Raw genomic sequence first — 22548 nt, forward strand, 5'->3', positions numbered from 1 at the left:
AGTGAAAATAGCTGAAGATTGGTAATAGATTTAACAAAAGTGTGGAACTAACCCCGAACAATGAACGGTACGGAGGATCAAATGGTTGTTACACTGCAACTACGTCAAATTGATGTTCAACCAGGGCAGTGCTTGACATTGCGGGATATTAGTTGGGCAGAGTTTAAAGCAATTTTAGAAGAACTGGGAGAACATCGCGCCGCACGAGTCGCTTATTATCAAGGGGTGCTAGAGATTCGGATGCCGTTACCAGAACATGAATTTACCAAGGAACTCATTGGTGACATGGTTAAGCTTGTACTGGATGAGTTAGATCTTGACTGGGAACCTTACGGCTCAACCACATTTAAGCGTCCAGAAATGTCAGCAGGTGTAGAACCAGATACCTGTTTCTATATCCAAAACGCTCGTCAAATGATCGGCAAGCGACGGTTAGATTTATTAGTTGATCCACCACCGGATTTAGCCATTGAAATCGATGTCACTTCCAAAACTCAGTTGTCAGCTTATGTGGCGTTGAAAGTACCTGAAATCTGGTGTTATGCAGATGGCAAGTTAAAAGTTTTTGTGCTGCATCAACAAGAGTATATTGAGGTAGAAACTAGCCCCATATTTGGGAAATTGCCTGTGATTGAGGGAATATTGCAGTTTTTAAAATTGAGTTTGACAAAAGGATCTAGTACAGCAAGACGAGCATTTCGTCAGTGGTTGCATGAAGTGTTAACAAAATAATGCTCTTTGAAGTAATCAATTGCTTCTTGAGGAGAATAATTATGGAATTGATTAACATCTTCCTCATCGATTTGGAATGAAAAATTAATCATCAAATATTATGAGTCAATAATTTTGCTACTAGCAGTATATGGATAATTGCCTTTATTTCTTGATTTGGTTAAAGCTTGACTAATAGTATTAACTTAGACAACTCAATATAGACTATTGACTATAAACTATTGAAGCTTGTGAATTTCCTATGGCTGTTTGGTTAAGTTTGTGTGGTGCAGTTGTACTTTTAGCTTACCTTTTAGGTTCTTTCCCCACTGGGTATATTGCTGTCAAACAACTCAAGGGTATTGATATCCGGGAAGTGGGTTCAGGCTCAACAGGTGCAACCAATGTTCTCAGAACCTTGGGTAAAGGGCCAGGGGCATTCGTTTTATTAGTAGATTGTTTAAAGGGAGTATTAGCGATCGCTCTAGTCTACTATTTATTCAACTTCGCCTCTATGCAAAATCTGATTCCCAGCACAGTAGATGTAAAACTTTGGCAACCTTGGCTAGTTACTTTAGTAGGTTTAGCCGCTATCTTGGGACACAGTAAGTCTATCTTTTTAGGCTTTACAGGTGGTAAATCTGTCGCCACCAGCTTGGGGATTTTGTTGGCGATGTGTTGGCAAGTGGGTTTGGCTACATTGGGTGTGTTTGCCATCGTGGTAGGAATATCGCGGATTGTATCATTGAGTTCAATTGCTGGAGCGATCGCAGTTTCTATTTTCATGGTAATTTTCCACCAACCCTTACCCTATATTTTGTTTGGTGTGGCTGGTGGGGTGTATGTCATTTTGCGACACCGAGGTAACATTGAGCGTTTGCTAGCAGGTACAGAACCAAAAATTGGACAGAAGCTAGCAACTGAAACAGAAAATAACGCATAAAATTAATTAATCAATGCAAACTTGCTAAATTAGTTTGTGCCACTCCAGTCAAAATATGAACTTACCCGAACTAGATTCTACAACCATAGATCGCATTATAGAAATGGCCTGGGAAGATAGAACACCTTTTGATGCTATTGAAATTCAATTTGGCTTATCAGAAAAAGAGGTAATTAACCTCATGAGGCGAGAAATGAAAGAATCTAGTTTTCGGATGTGGAGGGAACGAGTTACCAAGCGCAAAACGAAACACCTACGTAAGCGAAATTTTATTGCAGGCAGGTTTAAATCAGATAATCAAAAATAAGCTGATTGGTCAGCAATGCGACAGTTTACTGAAGAATGAAATCGTCAATGCCTATTAATGGAAGATTTTTATCGGCAAGGCTAATAATATTACTAATCATATCGATGTTTTTTGGATTTAATAACTTCTATCACATCATCATGACGCTGACCTTCAATGATGTCATTCAAATGAATTTTACCTTCAATATATTGCAAATGAATACGCCATCCAGATAATTTATCAATATCAGCACGGTAGATTGCCTGTTTAATACCTTTAACTTTACGGAGTCTTGTCTTGGGAAAAGTTCTGGTTCTATGACATTCATTATCTTCTAATTCAGCCAAAGCTTCTAGAAAATCTATTTTGAGATTGTCCGGTAAAATCTCCATAGCTTCATGGATAACACCATGCTCATCTAGAAGGGGTTTAATCCGTGACATTAGCTAGAACTAACCTCAATTTCTTGATGTTTTACGCTAAAGTCTTGGTAGAGAGACTCGGCGACTAAAGTATATGCTTTTGAAGCATTTTCAGTATTGACAACCCTGAATAATGTAATTACTGTAGTATCAAAAATTGGATCATCATCAATAGTCAGGATCAATCTGATATCTTTATCAATAATTAAGGCATAAAGTGAAGAATCATAATCATCACTAAGCTTAATTTCTTTGAGTTTGAAAGCTTGATTTTCTAATAATTTTTTGTTTTTCGATAGTAGTTCAACATATCGATTTAACTTTTTGACAATTTTAAATTTTTCTTTATTAGTAAATTTATCTAAATCTTGCTCAAAATCTTTGGTTGACTCAATAAGTATTTCCATTTAACTGATTCCAGAACTGAAATACTAAACTAATTTCAAATTTAACGTATAACTGGAGATGTTTGAAGTATTCCAAGTATATTCATTGGAAAAATAAATGATGTTAATAGAGTTATAATTATAGTCCAATTTTCTAAGTTAAATATTACATAAATTATAGATAGCGATCGCCTTCAGAAATCAGCTTAAATACAGTTGTATTTAACATAGGTTATCTTTAGCACCCAATTTCTTATGCCAACTAAATTAATATCACCTTTATTGATAATTTTATTAGGGTTGACTCTGACTCCAACTGCCGGATGTACTAAAAATAAAAGTGATTCAGCCGTTGCTCAAAATTCACCCAATCCAGCACACCAAATCATTGTCCAACCTGGAGAAGTAAGACCTTTACCTGGCAAGTTAGATAACATCCCTGTCTTTAACAGTAATAGTCCAGAATGGATTAAAACTGAGGGCATTTTACTGTCTACCTTCCCAGCAACTGGCAGAAAAACCACAACCGCGCACCTCAATTTTCCTTTACAGGGACGCTTTGATTTATTTGCTCACCACTATACTCACACGCCCAAAGACTTACAAACTCTATACCTGGGGGTAATTGTCCAAAACCCTGGTAAGCAACCTGTAACCATTAATGTATTGCAAGCAGCTAGTTATTTGATGCAGGATGCACCCTTTGTCACCTTACCCTCTTACAGAGAAAATAATGATGGTAAAGTATACTCCGGGCCGGGTGCTAGGGCTGTTGCTGATGTACTGCGGGGTGTGCGACAAGCTGACTTTCCAGCCAAGTTAGTCATTCCTCCAGGACAAAGCCGGATGTTGTTGAATCATCCTATTCCAGTGCGGAATTTGGAAAGACCTGTGAACGGTCGGTCTAGCTTTATGCGATTGCGGAGTAATGGTAAGGTTTATGCGGCGAGTTTGGCGATGTTTGCCAAGAAAAATGCTGATGGTTCTGATCGCGCACCAACTCAGGCTGAATGGCAAGCTTTGCTCAATAACGGTAACTTCGCCGGGCCAAGGGATAAAACACCCACTCCTCCTAATGCTACCAGTGGGGCGTTGATTTATGGACGGGTGGCTGGCGTTTCCCAAGGTTCGAGGTGGCAAGCGAACTTAGTAAATCCTCAAGCGACAACACTTACTATTCCTGAATCTGGTAAAGGTATTTCTTACCCGTTAGTGAGTTTGCGGGGTGGACGTTTAGGCACTGGACAAAACCAAACCGCCAAATTGCTGGTACGGTATCCTGACACAGCCTATGAAGCGCATGGTAATTATGGAGTGGAATATAATCTCAGTTTGCCCTTAAAAAATAATACCAATCAAACTCAAAAGGTGACAGTCACCTTAGAAACACCTTTGAAGGAAGATAAATTATCTCAAGGTGGGATACGTTTTCGTAAACCTTCCCTTGATTTTCCCTTTTTTAGAGGGACTGTTAGGTTACGTTATGTGGATGACCAAGGCAAACAACAAAGTCGCTACATACATCTATGGCATAGAACTGGTCAGGTTTTAGAACCATTGGTGCAGTTGGTTATGCCACCATCTAGTAACCGTAATGTGCAGGTAGATGTGATTTATCCTCCAGATTCCACTCCACCGCAGGTTTTGACGGTGAGAACTTTGTAAAAGCTGATGAATTAATTAACTGGTGTGAAACATATCAATACTGGTAGACTAGCAGATAAAACTTTTACCTGCTGATGCCATGAGCCTCTGCATAAACCCCAGTTGTACACAGCCGCAAAATCGTGATGATGAGCTATTTTGTTTGACTTGTGGCTCAGAACTGCTATTAAAAGGACGTTATCGAGTAATGCGTCAGTTGGGTGGTGGTGGCTTTGGCTTAACTTTTGAAGTCAACGAAGTGCGTAGTAACACCCCCAAGGTTCTCAAAGTCCTGATTAACAATCAAGAGTGGCTGCAATGGATGTTAGCAAACACTGTGGCGTGGGTTGTAGGGTTTACTATGTTCAATATGAACCGATTTAATAGTAATTTTTTGATTGGTTTCACGCTTGTTATTTTATTGCCCGCTACTTTGTGGGGGGGTATGCAATGGTTCATACTGAGGAGGTTGTTTCCCTGCAAGTGGTGGGTTGTGTTAACAGTTTTAGGCGTGACTGTAGGATTTTTTTTGTCTGCTGGGATTTACGATAATTGGAGGTTTTTAGGTTGGGTTTGGGTAGCTATGTCTGGTGCGGTGTGGGGAGGTGTACTTGGCATAACGCAATGGTTAATGCTGAGGTGGCAATTCTCTCACAGTAGTTGGTGGCTTGTAGCAAATACTATCTTGGGTTCACTAATAATTTACAGTTTTTATGCGGGTAGTTTAGTTTATGGTTTTGTGGCTCTTACAGGTTTCGGAGCAGTTACAGGGGGTACTCTAGTTTGGCTGATGAGACAGCCTGCTGTAAAATATTAAGTCTTTGACGTAGGGGCGATCGCTCTCGATAAAATATGGCAAGGCGATGCTTATAATTACAAGTGTAGGTGCAGCCCACCGCAGGCATCATTTCCCTTAAGAATCTGAACCTTTATTCAACTTGTTGAGAAATTCAGGGTAATTTTGCAAGTCATCTAAAGATTGCAAAGGTGGCATTTCAATCCATGTTGCTTGTACGTGTAGTTTGTCCACGTAAGTATGGAAGGCTTCTATATTTTCTCGGTGCGCCAAAACATACGTATGTAGTTCTTTTATACTCATTGCTTGGAAATTAGGCTGACTCACACTACATACCTCCATTTGCCATTGGGATATATCTCTATAATATTTTCTTCACCCGCTAATAGAAAGGTATTGCCTGTACGCTCATCCACTCTTACAAGACTAATAGGCAAGTACAATTTTGTTAACCAACAGCACAAGATAAAGCACTGGGTTTTTTGCTCAAGTGTAGGAATAATTTGCTAACCTCAGTATTGATCACAAAACAATAACACGATGAGCGATGCCTACGGCTGACTGCGCCTATGCCTATCCTCATCATTACAGGCGATGTCTGGGTTCAATTTAATTCATTCTTGCCTGTAACCAAGCTTGCAAATCAGCCACACTCGTAAAATCCAGTAACGCTTCCCCCAACTCTTCCAGCATTGGTAATTGCAAACCTCCTACCACAGAAAGCACATCTTGGGGAATTTCCCCCAATCGCTTCGTTAACTGTCGGCTAATCATATTAGCCATTGCCTCTCGTCCTTCCTCTCGTCCCTCTTCCTTGATTTCTCGATAAACTCGTGTTTCTTTCAATGTGATGTCTAACATTGACTCCACCTCCGTTCGACTTAGTTGCTCAAACCGATAAGCGATGATCGTGGTAATTATTTCAATTATCGCATTGCTGAGTGGTGCAGCAGTTTCTTGACGAGTTCTACTCAACAAATACCTGGCTTCTGAGGGGGCTTGCTCTTCCTTGATAGTAGTTAACACCATCACCGCCATCCATAAGGGTAAAGAACGAATATCTCCCAACTCATCTAAATATATCCGATGCACTTGGTCGCCGTTGAGTAATGTGCGATGGGGACGAGTATCACTTTGCTCAATACTCCGTGATGGATAAATGATTACAGCTTGCCAATCACTAAATCGGTCACGGTTGCGGTAGAAATAGAGTGAAGATTCTGCAAATACTCTTTCATACAGCTTTTCGTCTTTTTGGAATTGGACTTCACAAAAATAAACAGTCCCTGGAGTTGCATTTTCTGGAGGTAAAAATACCCCATCAATTTCAAACTTGGGTTCTTTAACAGCTACCGAGTCGAATGTATATTTATCTGCGTTTTCTGGGCGATTTGTCAATAATTCAAATAATAAACTAGGCGACTGTTGGAATATTTTGTAAAAAATCGAATCTCGACGCATGATACCAATTCAAAATTCAAAATTCAGACAATAAGATTTGCTATGGCTTTTGCAGTTTGCAGATGTATGAGGTTTTGTGTGAATTGGTATGAAAAAATGAGAGTGGAATATTATGTAGAAGTAATGCGTAGGCTAGGCCTACGCATAAACTTACTTACCGCCGTAGAAAAAGGCAACTTCTTTTTCTTTCAGGGGGGCGAAACCTGCGTCTGCTAGTAATTGATCAAGTTCTGCTTGGGGGATGTGTTTTGCACCTATGCGGACAATGCGCGATCGCATAGTATTAGATACACCACTACGCTGTCTGTTTGCTTCTAATGCCATGACTTTGGTGTATAGTTCTAACTTGGCAGTTGGAATCGGTGTACCATCAAAATCGATGCCGTTAGCGATCGCTTCATCAATGGCATCAGCACCCTTGGTAGTAGAATTTACTTGTGTAGTGTCAGCAGTCATGGTAATTTTTCCTGAAAGTTCTAGGCATATATTACCAGTTATGCTGATACCGGAGATTGGGGGTTAGGTAGGAGTATTTATTCACTAATAACGATTTTCCCGTATTACCAAACCACCAGCAAAAGCACCTAATATTGTCCCTGTCCAAATGCCGGTTGTACTACCTTGCCATGTTGCGCCGGGTGTTATCCAAACTTGGCACATTTGCTGTAAACCCCAAGCCTGATTTTGACACTTTTGGCGATGAAGCATTAAGGTAATTTGTCCGCCGATATAACCGCCGAAAAATCCTGATGTTAGTGCTAAGAATGTACAAATTAAAATGGGATTTTTAGTCATCTCCAGCCATGAAATATGCGTTATCCAAAAACCTTGTAGAGACGTAGCACTCCTACGCCTCTACATGATTTATCAATCAACCTGTATTTCTCATCCCTGCGGCAATACCGTTAATGGTTAATAGTGCGCCTCTGAGTAACTCGCCTTTGCTGTAACGCGAATGAATTACGCCGGAGGTGGCAATATTTTTGGATTGGCGCAGGCGCTTGAGGAGGGAAACTTGGATAAAACCAAGGGGGACGATTGTACCGTTGCGTAACTGTACAGAACGTTGTAGCACGGGATCGCCATCTAATAACCGATGATGATCGGTAATTTTGAGAACTAAATCCCTAGTAAGGTAGAATTCACTGGCAATTTGCTCAAACACTTTTTCAAACCGGGCTTTGTCTTCTGGGTTAGATAATTCTTGGACGTAATGGCGTGCCATTTGCATATCTACCTTTGCCAGTGTCATTTCCGCTTTGGAAATGACCATTTTGAAGAACGGCCACTTAACGTAAAAGTAGCGGAGTAATTTTAGGTGTTCTTCTGCTTCTTCACCCAAAAATTCTTGTAAAGCTGTACCTACACCGTACCAAGAAGGTAGCAAAAAGCGGGTTTGTGTCCAACTAAATACCCAGGGGATAGCGCGGAGACTGCTTAAATCTTTTTTGCCAGAGGGACGACGGGCGGGACGAGAACTAATTTGTAGCTGGCTGATTTCTTCAATTGGGGTGACTTGGTGGAAAAAATCAATAAAATCCGGCTGTTCGTAAATTAAAGCACGATAATGTTGCCGCGATCGCGCTGCCAATTCTTCCATAATCTCGTTCCAAGGTTCGATGTCATCAAACCCTGTCCGTAACAAGCTGGCTTGAATTACTGCCGTGGTGATGGTTTCCAGGTTGTATAAAGCCAAATCTAGTAAGGAGTATTTGGAAGCTAACACTTCCCCTTGTTCCGTAATCTTGATGCGGCCGTTGATACTATGGCCTGGTTGTGCCAAAATTGCTTCGTGGGCAGGGCCGCCTCCTCGTCCTACAGAACCGCCGCGTCCATGAAAAATGCGGAGCTTAACGCCGTATTCTTCAGCTATCTTTTGCAAGGATTTTTGGGCTTTGTGAATTTCCCAGTTACTACTTAAGAAACCAGAATCTTTGTTACTGTCAGAATACCCCAGCATTACCTCCTGTAAGTCAGGGGTGAGAGAAAACGCCTCGGTGGGGAGGGGGAGATGGGGCGAGGGAGGTAGGGTTTCTTGGCTACCGTTGAGTACGGCGTAACCACCTGCTAACAAGGCACGATATAAAGGAAGTTCAAACAGTTGCCGCATGATGCTGCGGGAACGTTGCAAGTCTTCGACTGTTTCAAATAATGGTACAACGTGAATTGTGCCGACCGCGATCGCCGGATCAAATAATCTGGCTTCCTTGGCTAATAGCAACACTTCCAGGACATCGCTTACCTGACGACACATACTAATGATGTAGGTTTTGCAGATGTTCACGCCAAATTCTTGCTGTAGCGATCGCACTACCCGGAAGGTTTTAATGACATCATTAGTCTTATCAGAAAATGGCAACTCTGATGAGATTAAGGGGCGGCGGGTTTGGAGTTCACTGGTTAACCATTCAACGCGCTGCTCTTCCGAGAGTTCGTTGTAAGGTTGGGGCAGAATTTGTAGGTATTCCAGAATCTCGTTTAAAGCATCTGAGTGTCGGGAAGATTCTTGGCGGATGTCTAGCTGGGTGAGATGAAAGTCAAAAATTTCGACTTGACAGATGAGATTATCTAACTCTCGACAACTTAATCCGGTTTCCGTCAAGTTACGCTGAATCAAGCGCAGTTCCGCCAAAAACTCTGCACCAGAACGGTACATAGGGCTATCTTCATTGGTGGGAGTTTCGCCCTTATACAAAGCTAAATTGCGATCGCGGGTATTTTCCAACCGCTTCAGGACATAAGATAGCTTGAGGCGATAGGGTTCTTGGCGATATCTTAACGCTAGTGCGTCGTAAACTTCACTTAACTGGGATTGATCTAACTCCAGAGACTCCAGCAAATCTGGTAAAACATCACTCCAGTGCATAGAAATACTCAGTAATTCAATCAATTGTTTGACTGACTTGATATATCTCTCTAGCACCATTTTGCGCTGATAGCAGGCTGTCTGCCAGCTCACTTCCGGGGTGACAGATGGATTTCCATCCCTATCTGAACCTACCCAAGAACCAAAGGAACAAAAATCTGTACTTGGTGGTTCTAGCCAAGGAAATGTTTTCCCCAAGGAGTATTTGAAGCGTTTATACAGTTGAGGGATACCATCAAATAATACTTCTTGGAAGTAGTGCAAGGCATAATCTACTTCATCCAAAACCGTAGGCTTAAACTGGTGCAGTTCATCAGTGCGCCACCAGAGGCGAATTTCTTCTAATAGTTTTTCCCGTAGTTCTCCTGCTTCCCAAGGGTAGCCGCTACCATTATTAGCGCCAGTTTCCACAGCATCGAGTTGTTGCAGCAATTTGACTACCTGCCGTTGTTTATCGCGGATGGTGTGGCGGACAATTTCCGTCGGGTGGGCTGTAAATACCAAACGCACGTCCAACTGGGAAATCAAGCGTTGAATCTGTTGGGGTGGGACATTCAACTTATGTAATAGGGGAAATAGAGCGGCGAATGTGCCTCTTTGTCTATTTTGTTCTCTAGAAGAACCATTTTTTGTTAGCCAATCCATGCCTCCAGCACCATTTAAGGTGAAATCATCTTCATTTTGGTTGGAGGAATAGTTAATATTGTGAGAATTTTCCTGATGGGCTAATTCTTGTTCTACTTCCGAGTAGCGAGTTAATTGCTGCTTTTGTTCGTATTCCTGCTCTATGATGTTGATCAGCTGAAAATACAAAGCAAAACCCCGTGCTGCTCTGATCGCTTCGTTAATATTTAACTGTTCAATCAATTTGACAGCAGAAGTGGCTTGATCTTTTGTCGCTTGTCCTTCTGGTGAACACAAGTCACGCAACTGCCGCAATAGATCCACCATATTCTGCCCGCATTCTTGCCGGAGTACGGACTCCCACAATTCTTCTACGATTTGCAGACGACGGCGCAAAAATAATTCTGAGGCGGGGTATAGATTGGCAGATTCAGATAGAGAGTATAAAACAGAACTCATATTTGCTTCTCTTGTAAAGCCGATTGCTGTCCGACGGTGTGCCGCTACGCGGAAGTCAAAATTCAAAAGTCAAAATTCTTAATCTAGTAAGCTTTTGGGGCATTTTGAATCAGGATTCTGTTGACATCGCATTAAGCAGTTTTTGGTAAGTATATTTTTTTAACTTTGATGATTTAATCAGTTACATCTGGAAAGGGAAGAATAGGCAGGCGATCGCCGCGAAATAATTCTTCACTGGCTTGTCCTAGGGATTCTAGGGCTTTTACTGAAACTTTTCCAGTGGTGAGCAGCAGTAGTATAGACGCTGAACCTAGTTGTAAGAGGAGAGATTGGGGAATGCTAAACAGAACCAAATTCAATCCGGAGTTATCTGTGGACTGTTGGGTAGTAGGAGGCATTGTTTGTTTTTAGTAATTGGCCAAAGAGTAGAATGAAACGCAAAACTTCAAATCTGTATGACTTGCAACCTTATAAGACTATTCTGTCTCACTTAGCAAGCCCAAAAGGTAACAAAAGTGTTAACAAAAAACTGCAAAATGTGATAGACCTATGGTTCTAGTTTACAAGTGCAGGCACTATCCCCCAACAATCACTTCCTGTAAAGTTAACTGCCCATGAAAACATTAATATCAGATAGCCAGCAATCCTTATTGCAATGGGTCAGCCAAGCAACAGGGATTAACAGTTTCGGGGTAAAAGTCCGATTACGGGGAAATGACCTTCATATTCTGTGTGAAGGGTCAGAGTGTCCTCAACGCTGGCGTACTCTATCCGACTTGCTTCATGCACTCCAGCAAACAAACTTAGATGCCTTAACAAGCAGCGAACAACCCTCAATATACCAAGTATTCGTCTACGGGCGAAAGAAAGGGGAATATCGTCCCCAATGGTGTCATAAAGTTTACTTAAATCAACTAGAACGCCATTTAGAACAGGTAGAACAGGCTTTATTAGAAGACGCTGCTAAAGCCCCTGGAGGGGCGCTGATCATTTCTAATGAAAGTTTGGCACGCCGGGGTGATCCTAATGCTATTGCCCGCTATCTCAGCGAAACTCTAAGTGCTATGGGGGTGGCGGTACAGGTACAAGTCAAGCAGCACCAATTAAGTGACGGTAATACGGCTGTATTTGATCGTCTGTGGATATTTTGTCAGTCGAGTTATAGTCCTGATCCTTCCTTGTTGGCAGAACCAGTAGCCCAGCAATTGCGACAGTTGAAGTTGTCTGGCTACAAAGATGCCGTGATTGTTTCCCAAATTACTGGTGAGACAAAACATGAGTGGCGGTTACGAATTGACTTAACGCCGCCAGAGGTGATGCTGAAAGAGTGGGCGCGGTGGGGTGATGTGCAGGCGATCGCCCGACTGTTAACCGCAGTATTATCAGAGTTACAAATTAATGTCCAAGTTTCTCTACAAGAATCAACTTTACATATTTTTTGTGTACCAGCTGTTCCCAATGGAGAAGATTCCCGCGCCCCAGGAAAGGCAGTTTGTTTAGAAAAAATATCACAACAACTGGAAGCGATCGCACCCCAAGGTATTCTGGCGGCTACGGTTTACGGACAGAAAACCCCTGACGATAAACAACCAGAATGGATTGATTGGCTGACTTTACCTGCTAAAGAATATCCAGCTTTGGCTATCCCAGCTTTAGAATTAGCAACTGACGGTGATGAACCGGCAATTATTTTCTTACTAGAACGCCTACTTAACCCTAATCTGGATCGCAAGTTAAAAACAGGTGGATTACGAGTTTTGCTGCTGCGGAAAGATGATTTATTTCACATTATGTGTGATGCACCAATTTGTCCCAGTCGCAAACAAGTAGCGCCGAAAGTTACCCAGTTTATTCGCCAATTAAATATTGCTGGGATTGCTGGTGTCAGGGTTTATGGTAGACGTGCTGGTAATAAAGAACCTTTTTGGCATCATGGCGTAGATTTAGCCCAACGCCAACGCTTAGTTCCAGAAGCTACCCCAGAATTTGCCGCTACGGCTGAATATGTCAGTGAATTAATCACCCAAGACAACGACGAACCAATTTTACGTCCTGACTTAACTACGGAAGAAGTTCACAGTTTTGTCACCGAAGTGGCGAGGGATTGGGTAACAACTGCAACTACAACAGTCAAAAAATGGCTGTTGCATACCCAGCTATTTACAGAAAGTGATCAATCAGGCAGCCAAATTCCTGATGCTCAAGGAATTAAAGTTGCCTTAGTTTGGGGTACTCTAGGCTTACTGCTGACCTTGCAAACTGATTGGATCTTGGGTTACATCGTCACTCGCACTCTACCAAGTAACAATGTGGTATCTCCATCATCTTCTGGGCAAAATTCATCTGTAAACGAGAGAGATCAGCAAAACGAAAGAACAGCATTTTTCACCAGTAATCCTCAGCAGAAAAATTCCACCTTTAATGCTTCTGGTTTTACTCAAGAAGATGACAGCCAGCCTAAAAATCTAAACGCTGCACCCTTAAGAAAAAAAGCAAGTGCTACAGCAATTTTGTTAGCTGCGCGGTCTTCCATGCCCAGCTTTAATGTTAGGCAATTAGATGAGCAACTAGCTTTATATAGACAACGTATTGCCAGAAAGGGTAAACCTGCCGACGTGTTAATTATCGGTTCTTCCCGTGCGCTGAGAGGAATTGATCCAATGGCTTTATCTAAAGCCTTAGCACGTCAAGGTTATCCCAATGTGGACATATTTAATTTTGGTATTAATGGTGCAACTGCCCAAGTTGTAGATTTTGTGATTCGTCAAGTTTTACAACCATCAGAATTACCCAAATTAATTTTGTGGGCAGACGGTTCTCGTGCTTTTAATAGTGGTCGTGACGACTTAACATTTAAAGCGATCGCTACATCTAAAGGTTATGAATATATCTTACAGAAAGCACAAACTTCTCCCAGTAGCGATGACTCAGCAACAACTCAGGCAAATGCTGCTGCAAGTGAGAAAACCACACCCCAGCCAGAAATTAATCCCTATCAAGCTCTTAATCAATCTTTCAATCAAATTCTTGCTACAGTTTCCCTGAGCTATCAGAACCGCAACCATGTTAAAGCTTTACTCCAAAAACAATTGGAGTCTTTGCCGATATTGAGTGAATCGCAAAATAACCAATCACCAATACAGGCAAATACAGATAATGCTGAAGATGAAAATAATTTATTACAAGCAGTAGATTTTGATGGTTTCTTGCCTTTATCCGTACGCTTTCATCCTGCAAGATACTATCAAAAACATCCTAGAGTTTCTGGTAAATATGATAACGACTATAAAGCTTTTCAAATGGGGGGAGAACAAGACGCTGCTTTACAAGATTTATTGCAGTTTACCCAATCTCAAAATATTCCTTTAGTCTTTATTAATCTACCCCTCACAGCAGAATATTTAGATTCATTTCGTCGCCCACATGAGCAAGAATTTCAGAGGTATATGTTAAAACTAGCCACGACTCCTAACTTTATTTATCGAGATTTAAGTGAACTATGGCCAAAAGCCCATGACTACTTTTCTGACCCCAGCCACCTGAACCGTTTTGGTGCTTACGAAGTTTCACAAAAGCTAGCCAATGACCCGATGATTTCCTGGCCAGTGAAGTAGATAAGGCATGGGGCATTGGATAGAAAAAATAGAAGAAGAAGAATAATTAATGATTATTAACTATTAACTAAAATATGAACTTTATATCTATCATTTACGGAATTTTTCTACTGAGTGTTATAGGAATTTATTGGTCTTTTGTCCGTCAGCAAATGCGGCTATGGACTTTACTAATTGCTAGTCTGATATTCTACGCATCCCTCAGCTTTCAATATGTACCACTGCTATTAACTCTCACTTTTATTAACTTTCAGTTAGGTAGAGAAATTGGTAAAAACACTACACCAGGAAAACATAATCAAGAATGGGAAATTTCTAATGAAGAATGGCAGTTTGCTAATGTAGATTGGAATCGCCGCCGTTGGAAATTATTATGGTTTGGTATAGGTATAAATGTTGTAATTTTATTAACGTTTAAATATATAAATGGGTTACTAAAATTAATTTTTGATTTGCCAACTAACTCGCTAGATGGCTCTTTAAAAATTATTGCTCCTTTGGGAATTTCTTTTTTCACCTTTGAGTGTATTGCCTATTTAGTAGATGTCTATCGTGGTGCGCCTGCCACCAATCAATTTCTCAAATTTGCCACATACAAATTATTTTTTGCCAAATTGATTTCTGGCCCCATTACTCGCTATCACAATCTAGCCAGTCAATTTAACGTCCAAGAATTTCCCACTACTGAGCAAGTGTCAGAAGCATTGTGGTTAATTGCTAGAGGTGCTGTGAAAAAAGGGATTTTGGCAGATAATTTAGGTGTATTTGTCGATTTATGTTTTGGGAATCTACAACGGGCTGGTAGCAACGACTTATGGCTGGCGACTCTTGCCTATGGTTTGCAGTTGTATTTAGATTTCAGTGGTTATGTAGATATTGCCCGTGGAAGTGCTTTGCTGTTTGGTTTGGTGCTACCAGAAAATTTTGATTTTCCCTACTTCAGCACTAGCATTGCGGAATTTTGGCGACGTTGGCACATGACTTTAGGAGATTGGTTACGTAACTATGTCTACTTTCCTTTAGGCGGTTCTCGTCAAGGTTTAATTCGCACCTGCTGGAATCTATTTATTGTCATGCTCATCGCTGGGATTTGGCACGGCTCTGTTTGGGGTTTTATTGTTTGGGGTGTGTATCACGGTTTAGCTTTGGTGGTGCATCGATTGACTGATGTCGTGAGCGATCGCTATGAAAAATTAGAGCTATTCTGGCAAAATCCTCTAGGTGTAGTTATTGCTTGGCTATTAACCCAATTGATGGTATTCACATCTTGGATTTGGTTCCGTCTGCCAAACTTGCAAGACTCTTCTTGGGTATTTCAGCACCTTTGGGGACAGACTGCTGATGCCCAGTTTTATCAAAAAGTCTATATTGAAGCCCTGAATACTAGCCCCAATCAAATTGCTTGGATGATGGGAATTTTGGCTATGTTCATGGGTATAACTTATATCTTTAAAGGTAGACTCAAGCTAGACTTGAACTGGCCTCTAAAATTGGTATTTGTGCCTCTATTTCTCTACGCTGTCTGGTTATTTGCTCCAGAGGGCAGCCTTCCTTATATTTACTTCGATTTTTAATCACAGCAAGTAGTTTATTGAACATATTCAGTCAACACACAATCTGTAATGAGTATTATTTTATAAGTAAATCTAATTAATAGATTGGCAATACATAAGAACTTTGTTTATTGAAATTGCGTAAATAGATGTAAAGTTTATGAGACAGGCGTTAATTTTACACGCCTAATTCATTTGGTAAACATTCCAAGCAATCATAAAAAAATGACCACAACCTTACAACAGCGCAAAAGCGCCAATGTATGGGAGCAGTTCTGCGAGTGGATCACCAGCACCGACAACCGGATTTACATCGGTTGGTTCGGCGTGTTAATGATCCCCACCCTGCTAGCTGCAACCACCTGCTTCATCATCGCCTTCATCGCTGCACCTCCAGTAGACATCGATGGTATCCGCGAACCAGTTGCAGGTTCTTTAATCTACGGAAACAACATCATCTCTGGTGCAGTTGTTCCTTCTTCTAACGCTATCGGTTTGCACTTCTACCCCATCTGGGAAGCAGCTTCCTTAGATGAGTGGTTGTACAACGGTGGTCCTTACCAATTGGTAATTTTCCACTTCTTGATCGGTTGCGCTTGCTACCTAGGTCGTCAGTGGGAATTGTCCTACCGCTTAGGTATGCGTCCTTGGATCTGCGTAGCATACTCTGCACCTTTGGCATCTGCTACAGCAGTATTCTTGATCTACCCCATCGGTCAAGGTTCCTTCTCTGACGGTATGCCCTTGGGTATCTCCGGCACCTTCAACTTCATGATCGTGTTCCAAGCAGAACACAACATCCTGATGCACCCCTTCCACATGTTAGGTGTGGCTGGTGTATTCGGCGGTAGCTTGTTCTCTGCAATGCACGGTTCCTTGGTAACTTCCTCCTTGGTGCGTGAAACCACCGAAACCGAATCTCAAAACTACGGTTACAAATTCGGTCAAGAAGAAGAAACCTACAACATCGTTGCAGCCCACGGCTACTTCGGTCGTTTGATCTTCCAATACGCATCTTTCAACAACAGCCGTTCCTTGCACTTCTTCTTGGCTGCATGGCCAGTAGTAGGCATCTGGTTCACCGCATTGGGCATCAGCACAATGGCGTTCAACTTGAACGGTTTCAACTTCAACCAATCCGTGATTGACTCCCAAGGTCGCGTTATCAACACCTGGGCTGATATCATCAACCGCGCTAACTTGGGTATGGAAGTAATGCACGAGCGTAACGCTCACAACTTCCCCTTAGACTTGGCTGCTGGTGAAGTTGCTCCTGTTGCTTTAACTGCACCTGCAATCAACGGCTAATCTTCAAGCTTTAGCTAAATAAAAAGCGTTCCTCTTTCTGAGGGACGCTTTTTGCTTTTGATTAAGTTCGTAGTAAGGACTTTAGTCCTGAAAAGCGTGAGGACTAAAGTCCTTACTACAAACCCTGCTAAAAATGGCATGATAGTTAAGGTATAAACTAAGCATTCTGGAGATACGACTACGGTTTACGCACGTCCTTTAGCAAGATTAATTGAACAGTTGCAACGCCTACCCGGAGTCGGCCCCAAATCTGCCCAGAGATTGGCTTTGCATATTTTGAAGCGTCCGGAAGCGGAAGTCGAGGCTTTGGCGCAAGCTTTGATTGATGCGAAAAAACAAGTGGGTTTATGTTCTGTTTGTTTTCATCTGTCGGCTGAACCTGTTTGTGAAATTTGTCGTAACCCCAACCGTGATAATCAGACTATTTGTGTAGTAGCTGATTCCCGTGATGTGATTGCGCTGGAAAAAACCCGTGAGTATAGGGGTAAATATCATGTTTTGGGTGGGGTGATTTCTCCTATAGATGGTATTGGCCCAGAACAGTTGAATGTGCAAGCTTTGGTAAGGCGGGTAAGTCAGCAGAAACCGCAAGAAGTGATTATGGCGATTAGTCCTAGTGTTGAGGGGGAAACTACGACATTATATTTGGGACAGTTACTTAAGCCATTTACGAAGGTGACGCGCATTGCTTTTGGTTTACCTGTGGGCGGTGATTTGGAATACGCTGATGAGGTGACTTTGGCGAGGGCTTTGGAAGGAAGAAGAGAGTTGGATTAGAGTGTTTTAACGCAGAGGGGCGCGGAGTTCACGCGGAGGTACGCGGAGTATGTTTTCTCTCTGCGCCTCTGCGTGAGATTTACATTAAATTCTGATTCTTATTTTTAACTCGTTGATAAAGTTCTTCCATTGTCTCAATGAAAGAATTATCTTTGCGCCAGAAGGCTGGGAAGTCACCTTCTTTTTTGACTAAAATTGCTGAGACTCCGCTATCGTTGGTGACTTCAATTGTAGATGGTAAACGTTTTGTACCTAGCCAATATTCTCTTAAGTTTGGCTTGTCGCTGAGAGTCTGTTTTTCTGGTTTGGTGTAAAAAGATTGACTGGGTTCAATAGTTAATTCTTGTGCATCTAAGACGGTGGATAGTGCTTTACCTAAAGGTGAATCAGCAAGTTTGGCTTGTAGTTCTGTTTTGGCCAGTCCCCGCAATTCAAATAGTAAAAAGGGGTTGTTATCGAGTTGGGAAGCTACTAAATAATAAACTCCGGCTATGTGCTTACAAGGGTTAGCATAATCTGGACAAGAACATTTGGTTTTGAAGTCTTTACTACAATGGGGTAATAAGTGTAATCCCATTTGGGAGAAAGTTTCTTCAATATTTTCGGGGACTTCGTTCAGTAATAAACGGGAAACAATACTAGCTTTGGCAGAAAGATTTTTGATGGCTTCATTCCAGCGAGCTTTGGCAATGGGGGTAATTTCAATGACTATGTTATATGTGGGTTCTTTGTAAACTCCAAAGTAGGGATTAACTGAACCTCTAACTTGAGCAGTGATGATATTTTTATCGATTTCAAAACTTTTAACTTTCCCACCACGAGCATAGGAACGTCCTCTTTGCAGGCGACCATCATCGGTAAAATCTTCTAATGCTTTAATAAAGCGATCGCCCCACCAAGTTCTGCTAAACTTATTCATAATAACTACTCCATAATTGTGCTTTTATTCAGGGAAATTAGTTTCTTAAAGGCTTCGTTATCTAATTCTGTCAGCCACGATTCATCACTACCAACGACGGCGGAAGAAAGTTTTTTCTTATCTTCAATCATTTGGTCAATTCTTTCTTCTAAAGTGCCAAGTGCGACAAATTTATGTACAAACACATTCTTTTTCTGACCTATCCGAAAAGCGCGGTCTGTGGCTTGGTCTTCAACGGCTGGATTCCACCAACGGTCAAAATGAAAGACGTGATTGGCTTTAGTTAAAGTAATACCAACACCGCCAGCTTTTAAGGAAAGAACAAATACAGATGCTTCTGTATCGGGATTTTGGAAGTCATTAATCATTTGTTCCCGACGTTGGCGACTTGTACCTCCATGTAGGTAGTAGGTATTGCAATGTAAGTTGTGTTTGAGATATTTATCTATTTGTTCGCAGACTTCTGTAAATTGACTAAATATTAAAAGACTTTCGCCTTCCGAAATCGCTTCATCTACCATTTCTACTAAGCGCGAAAGTTTGTGCGATCGCTCCGGTAAAAATTCGCTATTATCTTGGAGGAACTGTCTGGGATGGTTGCAAATCTGTTTCAATTTCATCAAGGTGGAGAGAATTAAGCCTTTGCGTTGTATTCCCTCAGCTTTTTGTAATTTCTCTTCCACATCTCGCACCACCACTTCATATAATGAAGCCTGTTCTTTGGTGAGGTTGGTGTAGAGTTTTTGTTCAACTTTATCCGGTAAGTCTTTAATAATTGATTGGTCTGTTTTTACCCGTCGTAAAATTAACGGTTCAACTAATTTCTTCAAGGTAGTTGATTTTACCTTGTCGTTGTCCTTCTGGATGGGAATTTCAAAAGATTTGCGAAATTGTGCTTCTTTCCCCAAGTAACCAGGATTGAGAAAATTAAAAATTGACCACAAATCAAGTAAGCGGTTCTCGACTGGTGTACCGGTTAAAGCGAGACGGTGTTTGGCTGAGAGTTTGAGAATAGCTTTGGTTTGTGCCGCTTTGGGATTTTTAATATTTTGCGCTTCATCTAAAACTAGACGTTGCCATTTCACACTACCCAGGAGTTTTTCATCTTTGCGCGCCAAAGTAAAGGAGCTAATTACCACATCATGCTGTTGACAGGCGGCTTTAAACTCCGCAGAGTCTTGCAGGCGATCGCTCCCATGATGCACCATAGTTTTTAAATGGGGTGCAAACTTGGCAATTTCTCTTTCCCAGTTACCCACAACGGAAGTTGGCGCGATTAATAATGTCGGTAATGGGAAATTTTGGCTATCTTTCTCCTGTACTAATCTTGCAATTACCTGTACGGACTTACCCAGTCCCATATCATCGGCTAAACAGCCATTTAATCCCAATTTCTCTAAATATTGCAACCAAGCTACACCCCGCTTTTGATATTCTCGCAGGTTGCCTTGCAAATTTAAATCTTCAGAAATCGGCTCAAGCTGACTTTTATCTTGCAACTTCGCCATAATTTCCGATAAAGCCGCATCATATTCAATTTCCCATTCTTCCCCCGCTTCCGCACTGCGTTGCATGAATTCCAACAAACTCATTTCCGGCTGTTCATCACCGTGAGACTGCCAAAATTCTAGTAACTGCTGCATTTTATCTCGGTCTAATTCCATCCACTGACCGCGAAAATGCACTAAGGGAGCTTTCGCATTAATCAATTGTTCCCATTCTTGAGGTGTGACAGTTTGCTCACCAATTGCCAACTCATACTGATACTGTACCAGGGAGTCTAAACCAAAATAGCTTTTGCTTTCCCCCTTAGTTGCAGCCTGTTTCCCACTGGAAGCTTTGAGGCGAATTTTCGCACGGCGACGACCAGCCGGAGTATACCAAGCTGGGACAATAACCTTAAATCCTGAGTCTTCCAACACCCAAGCACTATCTTTGAGGAAATCAAACGCCTCATCTAAAGTTAGCCGCATTCCCGTGGGAGAGTCCGTTTCTAACCCTTGCCAAAGTTTAGCTTGAACTGACAGAAGCCTCTCACTTACCGCAATAGCGGAAGTGATGAGATGAATGGCAGGGCGGTGAGGAGTCCCACCCCCGACCAATAACGACTATCACTCGTTGAGGGAGTGGGGTGGGCGACGAATCGCCAAACTTTGGACTAAGGTTCTCAACGCTTCAGACATCGGGATATCCAGAGTCTCTGCGAACTCTTTTAAAAGTCCCAATTCCCTGTCGTTAAGTCTTGTTTCAACCCTGTGTTTTCTTGACATAATTACGACAAATCACCGTAACCATGATATACTTAAGTCGTACAGGTTTAATCAAATTAATAGCTAACCGCTTCCTGTGCGCCGAACCTTGACAACTCAGAGTATGGGGTTCTACCCAGTAACAGACATTTGTTTGTCGCTTCTGTGGGTAGGTAAAACTCTGACAGTACAAAGGATTGAACATTTTTGTACTTGTTCAAGTCTGCGGAGGGGCATCTCGTGGACTCAAAACAAAGCTCATCGCCTCCGTTCGCGTAGCGTCTCCGTCAGGAGAAGCAATAGCTGGATTGGATGAGAAGCCCACACTGTATGCTTGCATCAGTGTGGGAGTATGTCACGATACATCCGTGCTGCATAACCTAAATTCAGCAGTAAATTAGTATCAAAATCCTTACCAAATTCTTTGTATAAACCTGTTTTAGTTTTTTGATTCATTGTCCAGTAATCTCCTAAAGCCAACTTTAAAGAAGGGTCTTTTTTACTGGATACTAAAAATTGCATCTGCCAATTGTCGATTTGGTCAGATGGGGGAGAATGCAACTGGAAACAGAGATGAAATGGTGAGTCAGCTTGACTACGAGTAATTCTATTTTTCCATGCCAACCATTGCTGATACTCTTGCAGCGCAGTATTAGTTTTGAGTGGGTTGTGCTTTTGAGGATAAAGACAATAGTAAATGAGAGAATCCTCAATTTTTTTGTCAAATGCTGCGGTTGAGGGTGTCTTAGTCACTAAATTATTGAGGAGATATTCTGAGAAGTGACGTAAGAGAGTTTCCTGATTAAAAAATTCTAATTTATCGCCTGGATTGCTATTACCTGCCACACAAATCAGTGGCATATATTCAATATATTTTTGGATATTTGCTTCATATTGTTCCGAGATAATTTCCCAGCCAGCATATATTTCAAAGGCTGGTGTGGGTGTTTGTTTAGTTTTTCTCTTAGTTGTAGCAGTTTCTATATTTTTATATTTTAGAGATGGAATGTATTGGTCTTTAATAATTATTTGTCTAAAGGCTTGCGTGTAATGATACCAAAATAATAAATCTGACCCTAGTTGAAATTCATTAGGATTATACAGAGCCAAAAAATGAATATCCTTGAGTAATCTAATAATATTAATTGCTGTTACTGATTTATTAGTATTAACCGTCTCATAACAAGTCACCTGCCAATATCGAAAATCTTCATATTCTTCAGGAATTTCTACTTCTAGATACTTGATTAATTCTGGGGAAGGTAACGGCTGATTATTTGCAGTTGGTAAAGCAAAATATTGGGAAGATATACGTTGTTTTAATTGAAACTCAGGGTCTTTAATGCCCAAAACTTGAGTTAAAAAAGAGATTAATGCCTCTGAAGATAGATGTCCTGGGTGAACCTGTGATTGATTACGGCTTTTTTTCGTGATAGGAGTTTCTACCCATAGATAAAATGCACCCGACTGCACAAAATCCGCAGATGTGTTTGGTATCCACGAGCCATGAAGGACTTTCATCTCAAC

General features: G+C 41.4%; 19 protein-coding genes and 3 pseudogenes. 9 read left to right on the forward strand and 13 right to left on the reverse strand.

The annotated features are described in order from the left end of the window. Window positions 1–60 precede the first annotated feature (60 nt). The 3 genes from NOS7524_RS12340 (at window position 61) to NOS7524_RS12350 (ending at window position 1961) form a co-directional block, all read left to right on the forward strand. Complete coding sequence (locus NOS7524_RS12340; protein ID WP_235622428.1) at window positions 61–732, forward strand: Uma2 family endonuclease; 672 nt, start codon at window positions 61–63, stop codon at window positions 730–732. A gap of 241 nt (window positions 733–973) precedes the next feature. After that, complete coding sequence (plsY, locus tag NOS7524_RS12345; RefSeq protein WP_015138816.1) at window positions 974–1654, forward strand: glycerol-3-phosphate 1-O-acyltransferase PlsY; 681 nt, start codon at window positions 974–976, stop codon at window positions 1652–1654. Between the two features lie 55 nt (window positions 1655–1709). Beyond that, a complete protein-coding gene (locus tag NOS7524_RS12350) occupies window positions 1710–1961 on the forward strand; it encodes a TIGR03643 family protein (RefSeq protein ID WP_015138817.1) in 252 nt (83 codons plus the stop codon). A gap of 92 nt (window positions 1962–2053) precedes the next feature. Here NOS7524_RS12350 and NOS7524_RS12355 read toward each other — a convergent pair whose 3' ends face one another. Together NOS7524_RS12355 and NOS7524_RS12360 are read right to left on the reverse strand one after the other, a co-directional pair. Then, window positions 2054–2386 (reverse strand): hypothetical protein, encoded by a 333-nt coding sequence (locus NOS7524_RS12355; RefSeq protein WP_015138818.1) that lies wholly within the window; start codon window positions 2384–2386, stop codon window positions 2054–2056. Continuing rightward, window positions 2386–2772 (reverse strand): hypothetical protein, encoded by a 387-nt coding sequence (locus NOS7524_RS12360; RefSeq protein WP_015138819.1) that lies wholly within the window; start codon window positions 2770–2772, stop codon window positions 2386–2388. The genes NOS7524_RS12355 and NOS7524_RS12360 overlap by 1 nt, the downstream gene beginning before the upstream one ends. Before the next feature lie 234 nt (window positions 2773–3006). On the opposite strand from NOS7524_RS12360, the gene NOS7524_RS12365 reads away from it, so the two are divergent. Then, window positions 3007–4416, forward strand: a complete 1410-nt coding sequence (locus NOS7524_RS12365) for a DUF3370 domain-containing protein (RefSeq protein WP_015138820.1) — start codon at window positions 3007–3009, stop codon at window positions 4414–4416. 79 nt (window positions 4417–4495) lie between these two features. Then, window positions 4496–5212: a 4-Cys prefix domain-containing protein gene (locus NOS7524_RS30690; protein ID WP_015138821.1), complete on the forward strand. Its 717-nt coding sequence runs from the start codon at window positions 4496–4498 to the stop codon at window positions 5210–5212. Between the two features lie 96 nt (window positions 5213–5308). On the opposite strand, the gene NOS7524_RS12375 is transcribed toward NOS7524_RS30690, so the two are convergent. The 7 genes from NOS7524_RS12375 to NOS7524_RS12400 all read right to left on the reverse strand — a co-directional run bounded on the left by NOS7524_RS12375 (window position 5309) and on the right by NOS7524_RS12400 (window position 10999). Beyond that, window positions 5309–5518 carry a DUF6887 family protein gene (locus NOS7524_RS12375; RefSeq protein ID WP_041555730.1) on the reverse strand — a complete coding sequence of 70 codons (210 nt, stop codon included), beginning with the start codon at window positions 5516–5518 and terminating at the stop codon, window positions 5309–5311. Then, window positions 5515–5694: a DUF6888 family protein gene (locus NOS7524_RS31190; RefSeq protein ID WP_442789477.1), complete on the reverse strand. Its 180-nt coding sequence runs from the start codon at window positions 5692–5694 to the stop codon at window positions 5515–5517. The genes NOS7524_RS12375 and NOS7524_RS31190 overlap by 4 nt, the downstream gene beginning before the upstream one ends. 106 nt (window positions 5695–5800) lie before the next feature. Then, window positions 5801–6652: an Rpn family recombination-promoting nuclease/putative transposase gene (locus NOS7524_RS12380; protein WP_015138824.1), complete on the reverse strand. Its 852-nt coding sequence runs from the start codon at window positions 6650–6652 to the stop codon at window positions 5801–5803. Between the two features lie 150 nt (window positions 6653–6802). Next, complete coding sequence (locus tag NOS7524_RS12385; protein WP_015138825.1) at window positions 6803–7108, reverse strand: small RNA NsiR4-regulated ssr1528 family protein; 306 nt, start codon at window positions 7106–7108, stop codon at window positions 6803–6805. A gap of 84 nt (window positions 7109–7192) precedes the next feature. Continuing rightward, complete coding sequence (locus NOS7524_RS12390) at window positions 7193–7447, reverse strand: hypothetical protein (protein ID WP_015138826.1); 255 nt, start codon at window positions 7445–7447, stop codon at window positions 7193–7195. Window positions 7448–7523: 76 nt separating this feature from the next. Beyond that, window positions 7524–10601 carry a phosphoenolpyruvate carboxylase gene (ppc, locus tag NOS7524_RS12395; RefSeq protein WP_015138827.1) on the reverse strand — a complete coding sequence of 1026 codons (3078 nt, stop codon included), beginning with the start codon at window positions 10599–10601 and terminating at the stop codon, window positions 7524–7526. 173 nt (window positions 10602–10774) lie between these two features. Next, the gene (locus NOS7524_RS12400; protein ID WP_015138828.1) at window positions 10775–10999 is read right to left on the reverse strand and encodes a hypothetical protein; all 225 of its coding nucleotides are present in this window, start codon (window positions 10997–10999) and stop codon (window positions 10775–10777) included. Window positions 11000–11215: 216 nt separating this feature from the next. Between NOS7524_RS12400 and NOS7524_RS12405 the strand changes: the two genes are divergently transcribed. From NOS7524_RS12405 to recR, 4 genes and pseudogenes are all read left to right on the forward strand, one after another. Next, entirely contained in the window at window positions 11216–14215 is a 3000-nt protein-coding gene (locus NOS7524_RS12405) for a DUF1574 family protein (protein ID WP_015138829.1), read from the forward strand. Window positions 14216–14289: 74 nt separating this feature from the next. Next, window positions 14290–15789: an MBOAT family O-acyltransferase gene (locus NOS7524_RS12410; protein WP_015138830.1), complete on the forward strand. Its 1500-nt coding sequence runs from the start codon at window positions 14290–14292 to the stop codon at window positions 15787–15789. Between the two features lie 204 nt (window positions 15790–15993). After that, window positions 15994–17076 (forward strand): photosystem II q(b) protein, encoded by a 1083-nt coding sequence (gene psbA / locus NOS7524_RS12415; RefSeq protein WP_015137045.1) that lies wholly within the window; start codon window positions 15994–15996, stop codon window positions 17074–17076. Between the two features lie 180 nt (window positions 17077–17256). Beyond that, window positions 17257–17853: pseudogene (gene recR / locus NOS7524_RS12420) on the forward strand (recombination mediator RecR); the annotation flags it as partial. Window positions 17854–17932: 79 nt separating this feature from the next. Here the strand turns inward: recR and NOS7524_RS12425 are convergent. The 4 genes and pseudogenes from NOS7524_RS12425 to NOS7524_RS12435 form a co-directional block, all read right to left on the reverse strand. Next, window positions 17933–18772 (reverse strand): SWIM zinc finger family protein, encoded by an 840-nt coding sequence (locus tag NOS7524_RS12425; protein ID WP_015138832.1) that lies wholly within the window; start codon window positions 18770–18772, stop codon window positions 17933–17935. Window positions 18773–18777: 5 nt separating this feature from the next. Then, window positions 18778–20784 (reverse strand): annotated as a pseudogene (locus NOS7524_RS12430) (DEAD/DEAH box helicase); the annotation flags it as partial. A gap of 99 nt (window positions 20785–20883) precedes the next feature. Continuing rightward, window positions 20884–21042 carry a hypothetical protein gene (locus NOS7524_RS30005; protein ID WP_171815336.1) on the reverse strand — a complete coding sequence of 53 codons (159 nt, stop codon included), beginning with the start codon at window positions 21040–21042 and terminating at the stop codon, window positions 20884–20886. Between the two features lie 339 nt (window positions 21043–21381). Further along, a pseudogene (locus NOS7524_RS12435) lies at window positions 21382–22542 on the reverse strand (ATP-dependent helicase); the annotation flags it as partial. Window positions 22543–22548: the final 6 nt, after the last annotated feature.

Origin of the sequence: Nostoc sp. PCC 7524, from assembly GCF_000316645.1 — a bacterium.
GTDB lineage: Bacteria > Cyanobacteriota > Cyanobacteriia > Cyanobacteriales > Nostocaceae > Trichormus.

Bases quoted from the DNA above. Each gene is read 5' to 3' on its own strand.
- NOS7524_RS12340 (WP_235622428.1), top strand. From the start codon at position 61: ATGAACGGTACGGAGGATCAAATGGTTGTTACACTGCAACTACGTCAA.
- plsY (WP_015138816.1), top strand. From the start codon at position 974: ATGGCTGTTTGGTTAAGTTTGTGTGGTGCAGTTGTACTTTTAGCTTAC.
- NOS7524_RS12350 (WP_015138817.1), top strand. From the start codon at position 1,710: ATGAACTTACCCGAACTAGATTCTACAACCATAGATCGCATTATAGAA.
- NOS7524_RS12355 (WP_015138818.1), bottom strand. From the start codon at position 2,386: ATGTCACGGATTAAACCCCTTCTAGATGAGCATGGTGTTATCCATGAA.
- NOS7524_RS12360 (WP_015138819.1), bottom strand. From the start codon at position 2,772: ATGGAAATACTTATTGAGTCAACCAAAGATTTTGAGCAAGATTTAGAT.
- NOS7524_RS12365 (WP_015138820.1), top strand. From the start codon at position 3,007: ATGCCAACTAAATTAATATCACCTTTATTGATAATTTTATTAGGGTTG.
- NOS7524_RS30690 (WP_015138821.1), top strand. From the start codon at position 4,496: ATGAGCCTCTGCATAAACCCCAGTTGTACACAGCCGCAAAATCGTGAT.
- NOS7524_RS12380 (WP_015138824.1), bottom strand. From the start codon at position 6,652: ATGCGTCGAGATTCGATTTTTTACAAAATATTCCAACAGTCGCCTAGT.
- NOS7524_RS12385 (WP_015138825.1), bottom strand. From the start codon at position 7,108: ATGACTGCTGACACTACACAAGTAAATTCTACTACCAAGGGTGCTGAT.
- NOS7524_RS12390 (WP_015138826.1), bottom strand. From the start codon at position 7,447: ATGACTAAAAATCCCATTTTAATTTGTACATTCTTAGCACTAACATCA.
- ppc (WP_015138827.1), bottom strand. From the start codon at position 10,601: ATGAGTTCTGTTTTATACTCTCTATCTGAATCTGCCAATCTATACCCC.
- NOS7524_RS12400 (WP_015138828.1), bottom strand. From the start codon at position 10,999: ATGCCTCCTACTACCCAACAGTCCACAGATAACTCCGGATTGAATTTG.
- NOS7524_RS12405 (WP_015138829.1), top strand. From the start codon at position 11,216: ATGAAAACATTAATATCAGATAGCCAGCAATCCTTATTGCAATGGGTC.
- NOS7524_RS12410 (WP_015138830.1), top strand. From the start codon at position 14,290: ATGAACTTTATATCTATCATTTACGGAATTTTTCTACTGAGTGTTATA.
- psbA (WP_015137045.1), top strand. From the start codon at position 15,994: ATGACCACAACCTTACAACAGCGCAAAAGCGCCAATGTATGGGAGCAG.
- NOS7524_RS12425 (WP_015138832.1), bottom strand. From the start codon at position 18,772: ATGAATAAGTTTAGCAGAACTTGGTGGGGCGATCGCTTTATTAAAGCA.
- NOS7524_RS30005 (WP_171815336.1), bottom strand. From the start codon at position 21,042: ATGTCAAGAAAACACAGGGTTGAAACAAGACTTAACGACAGGGAATTG.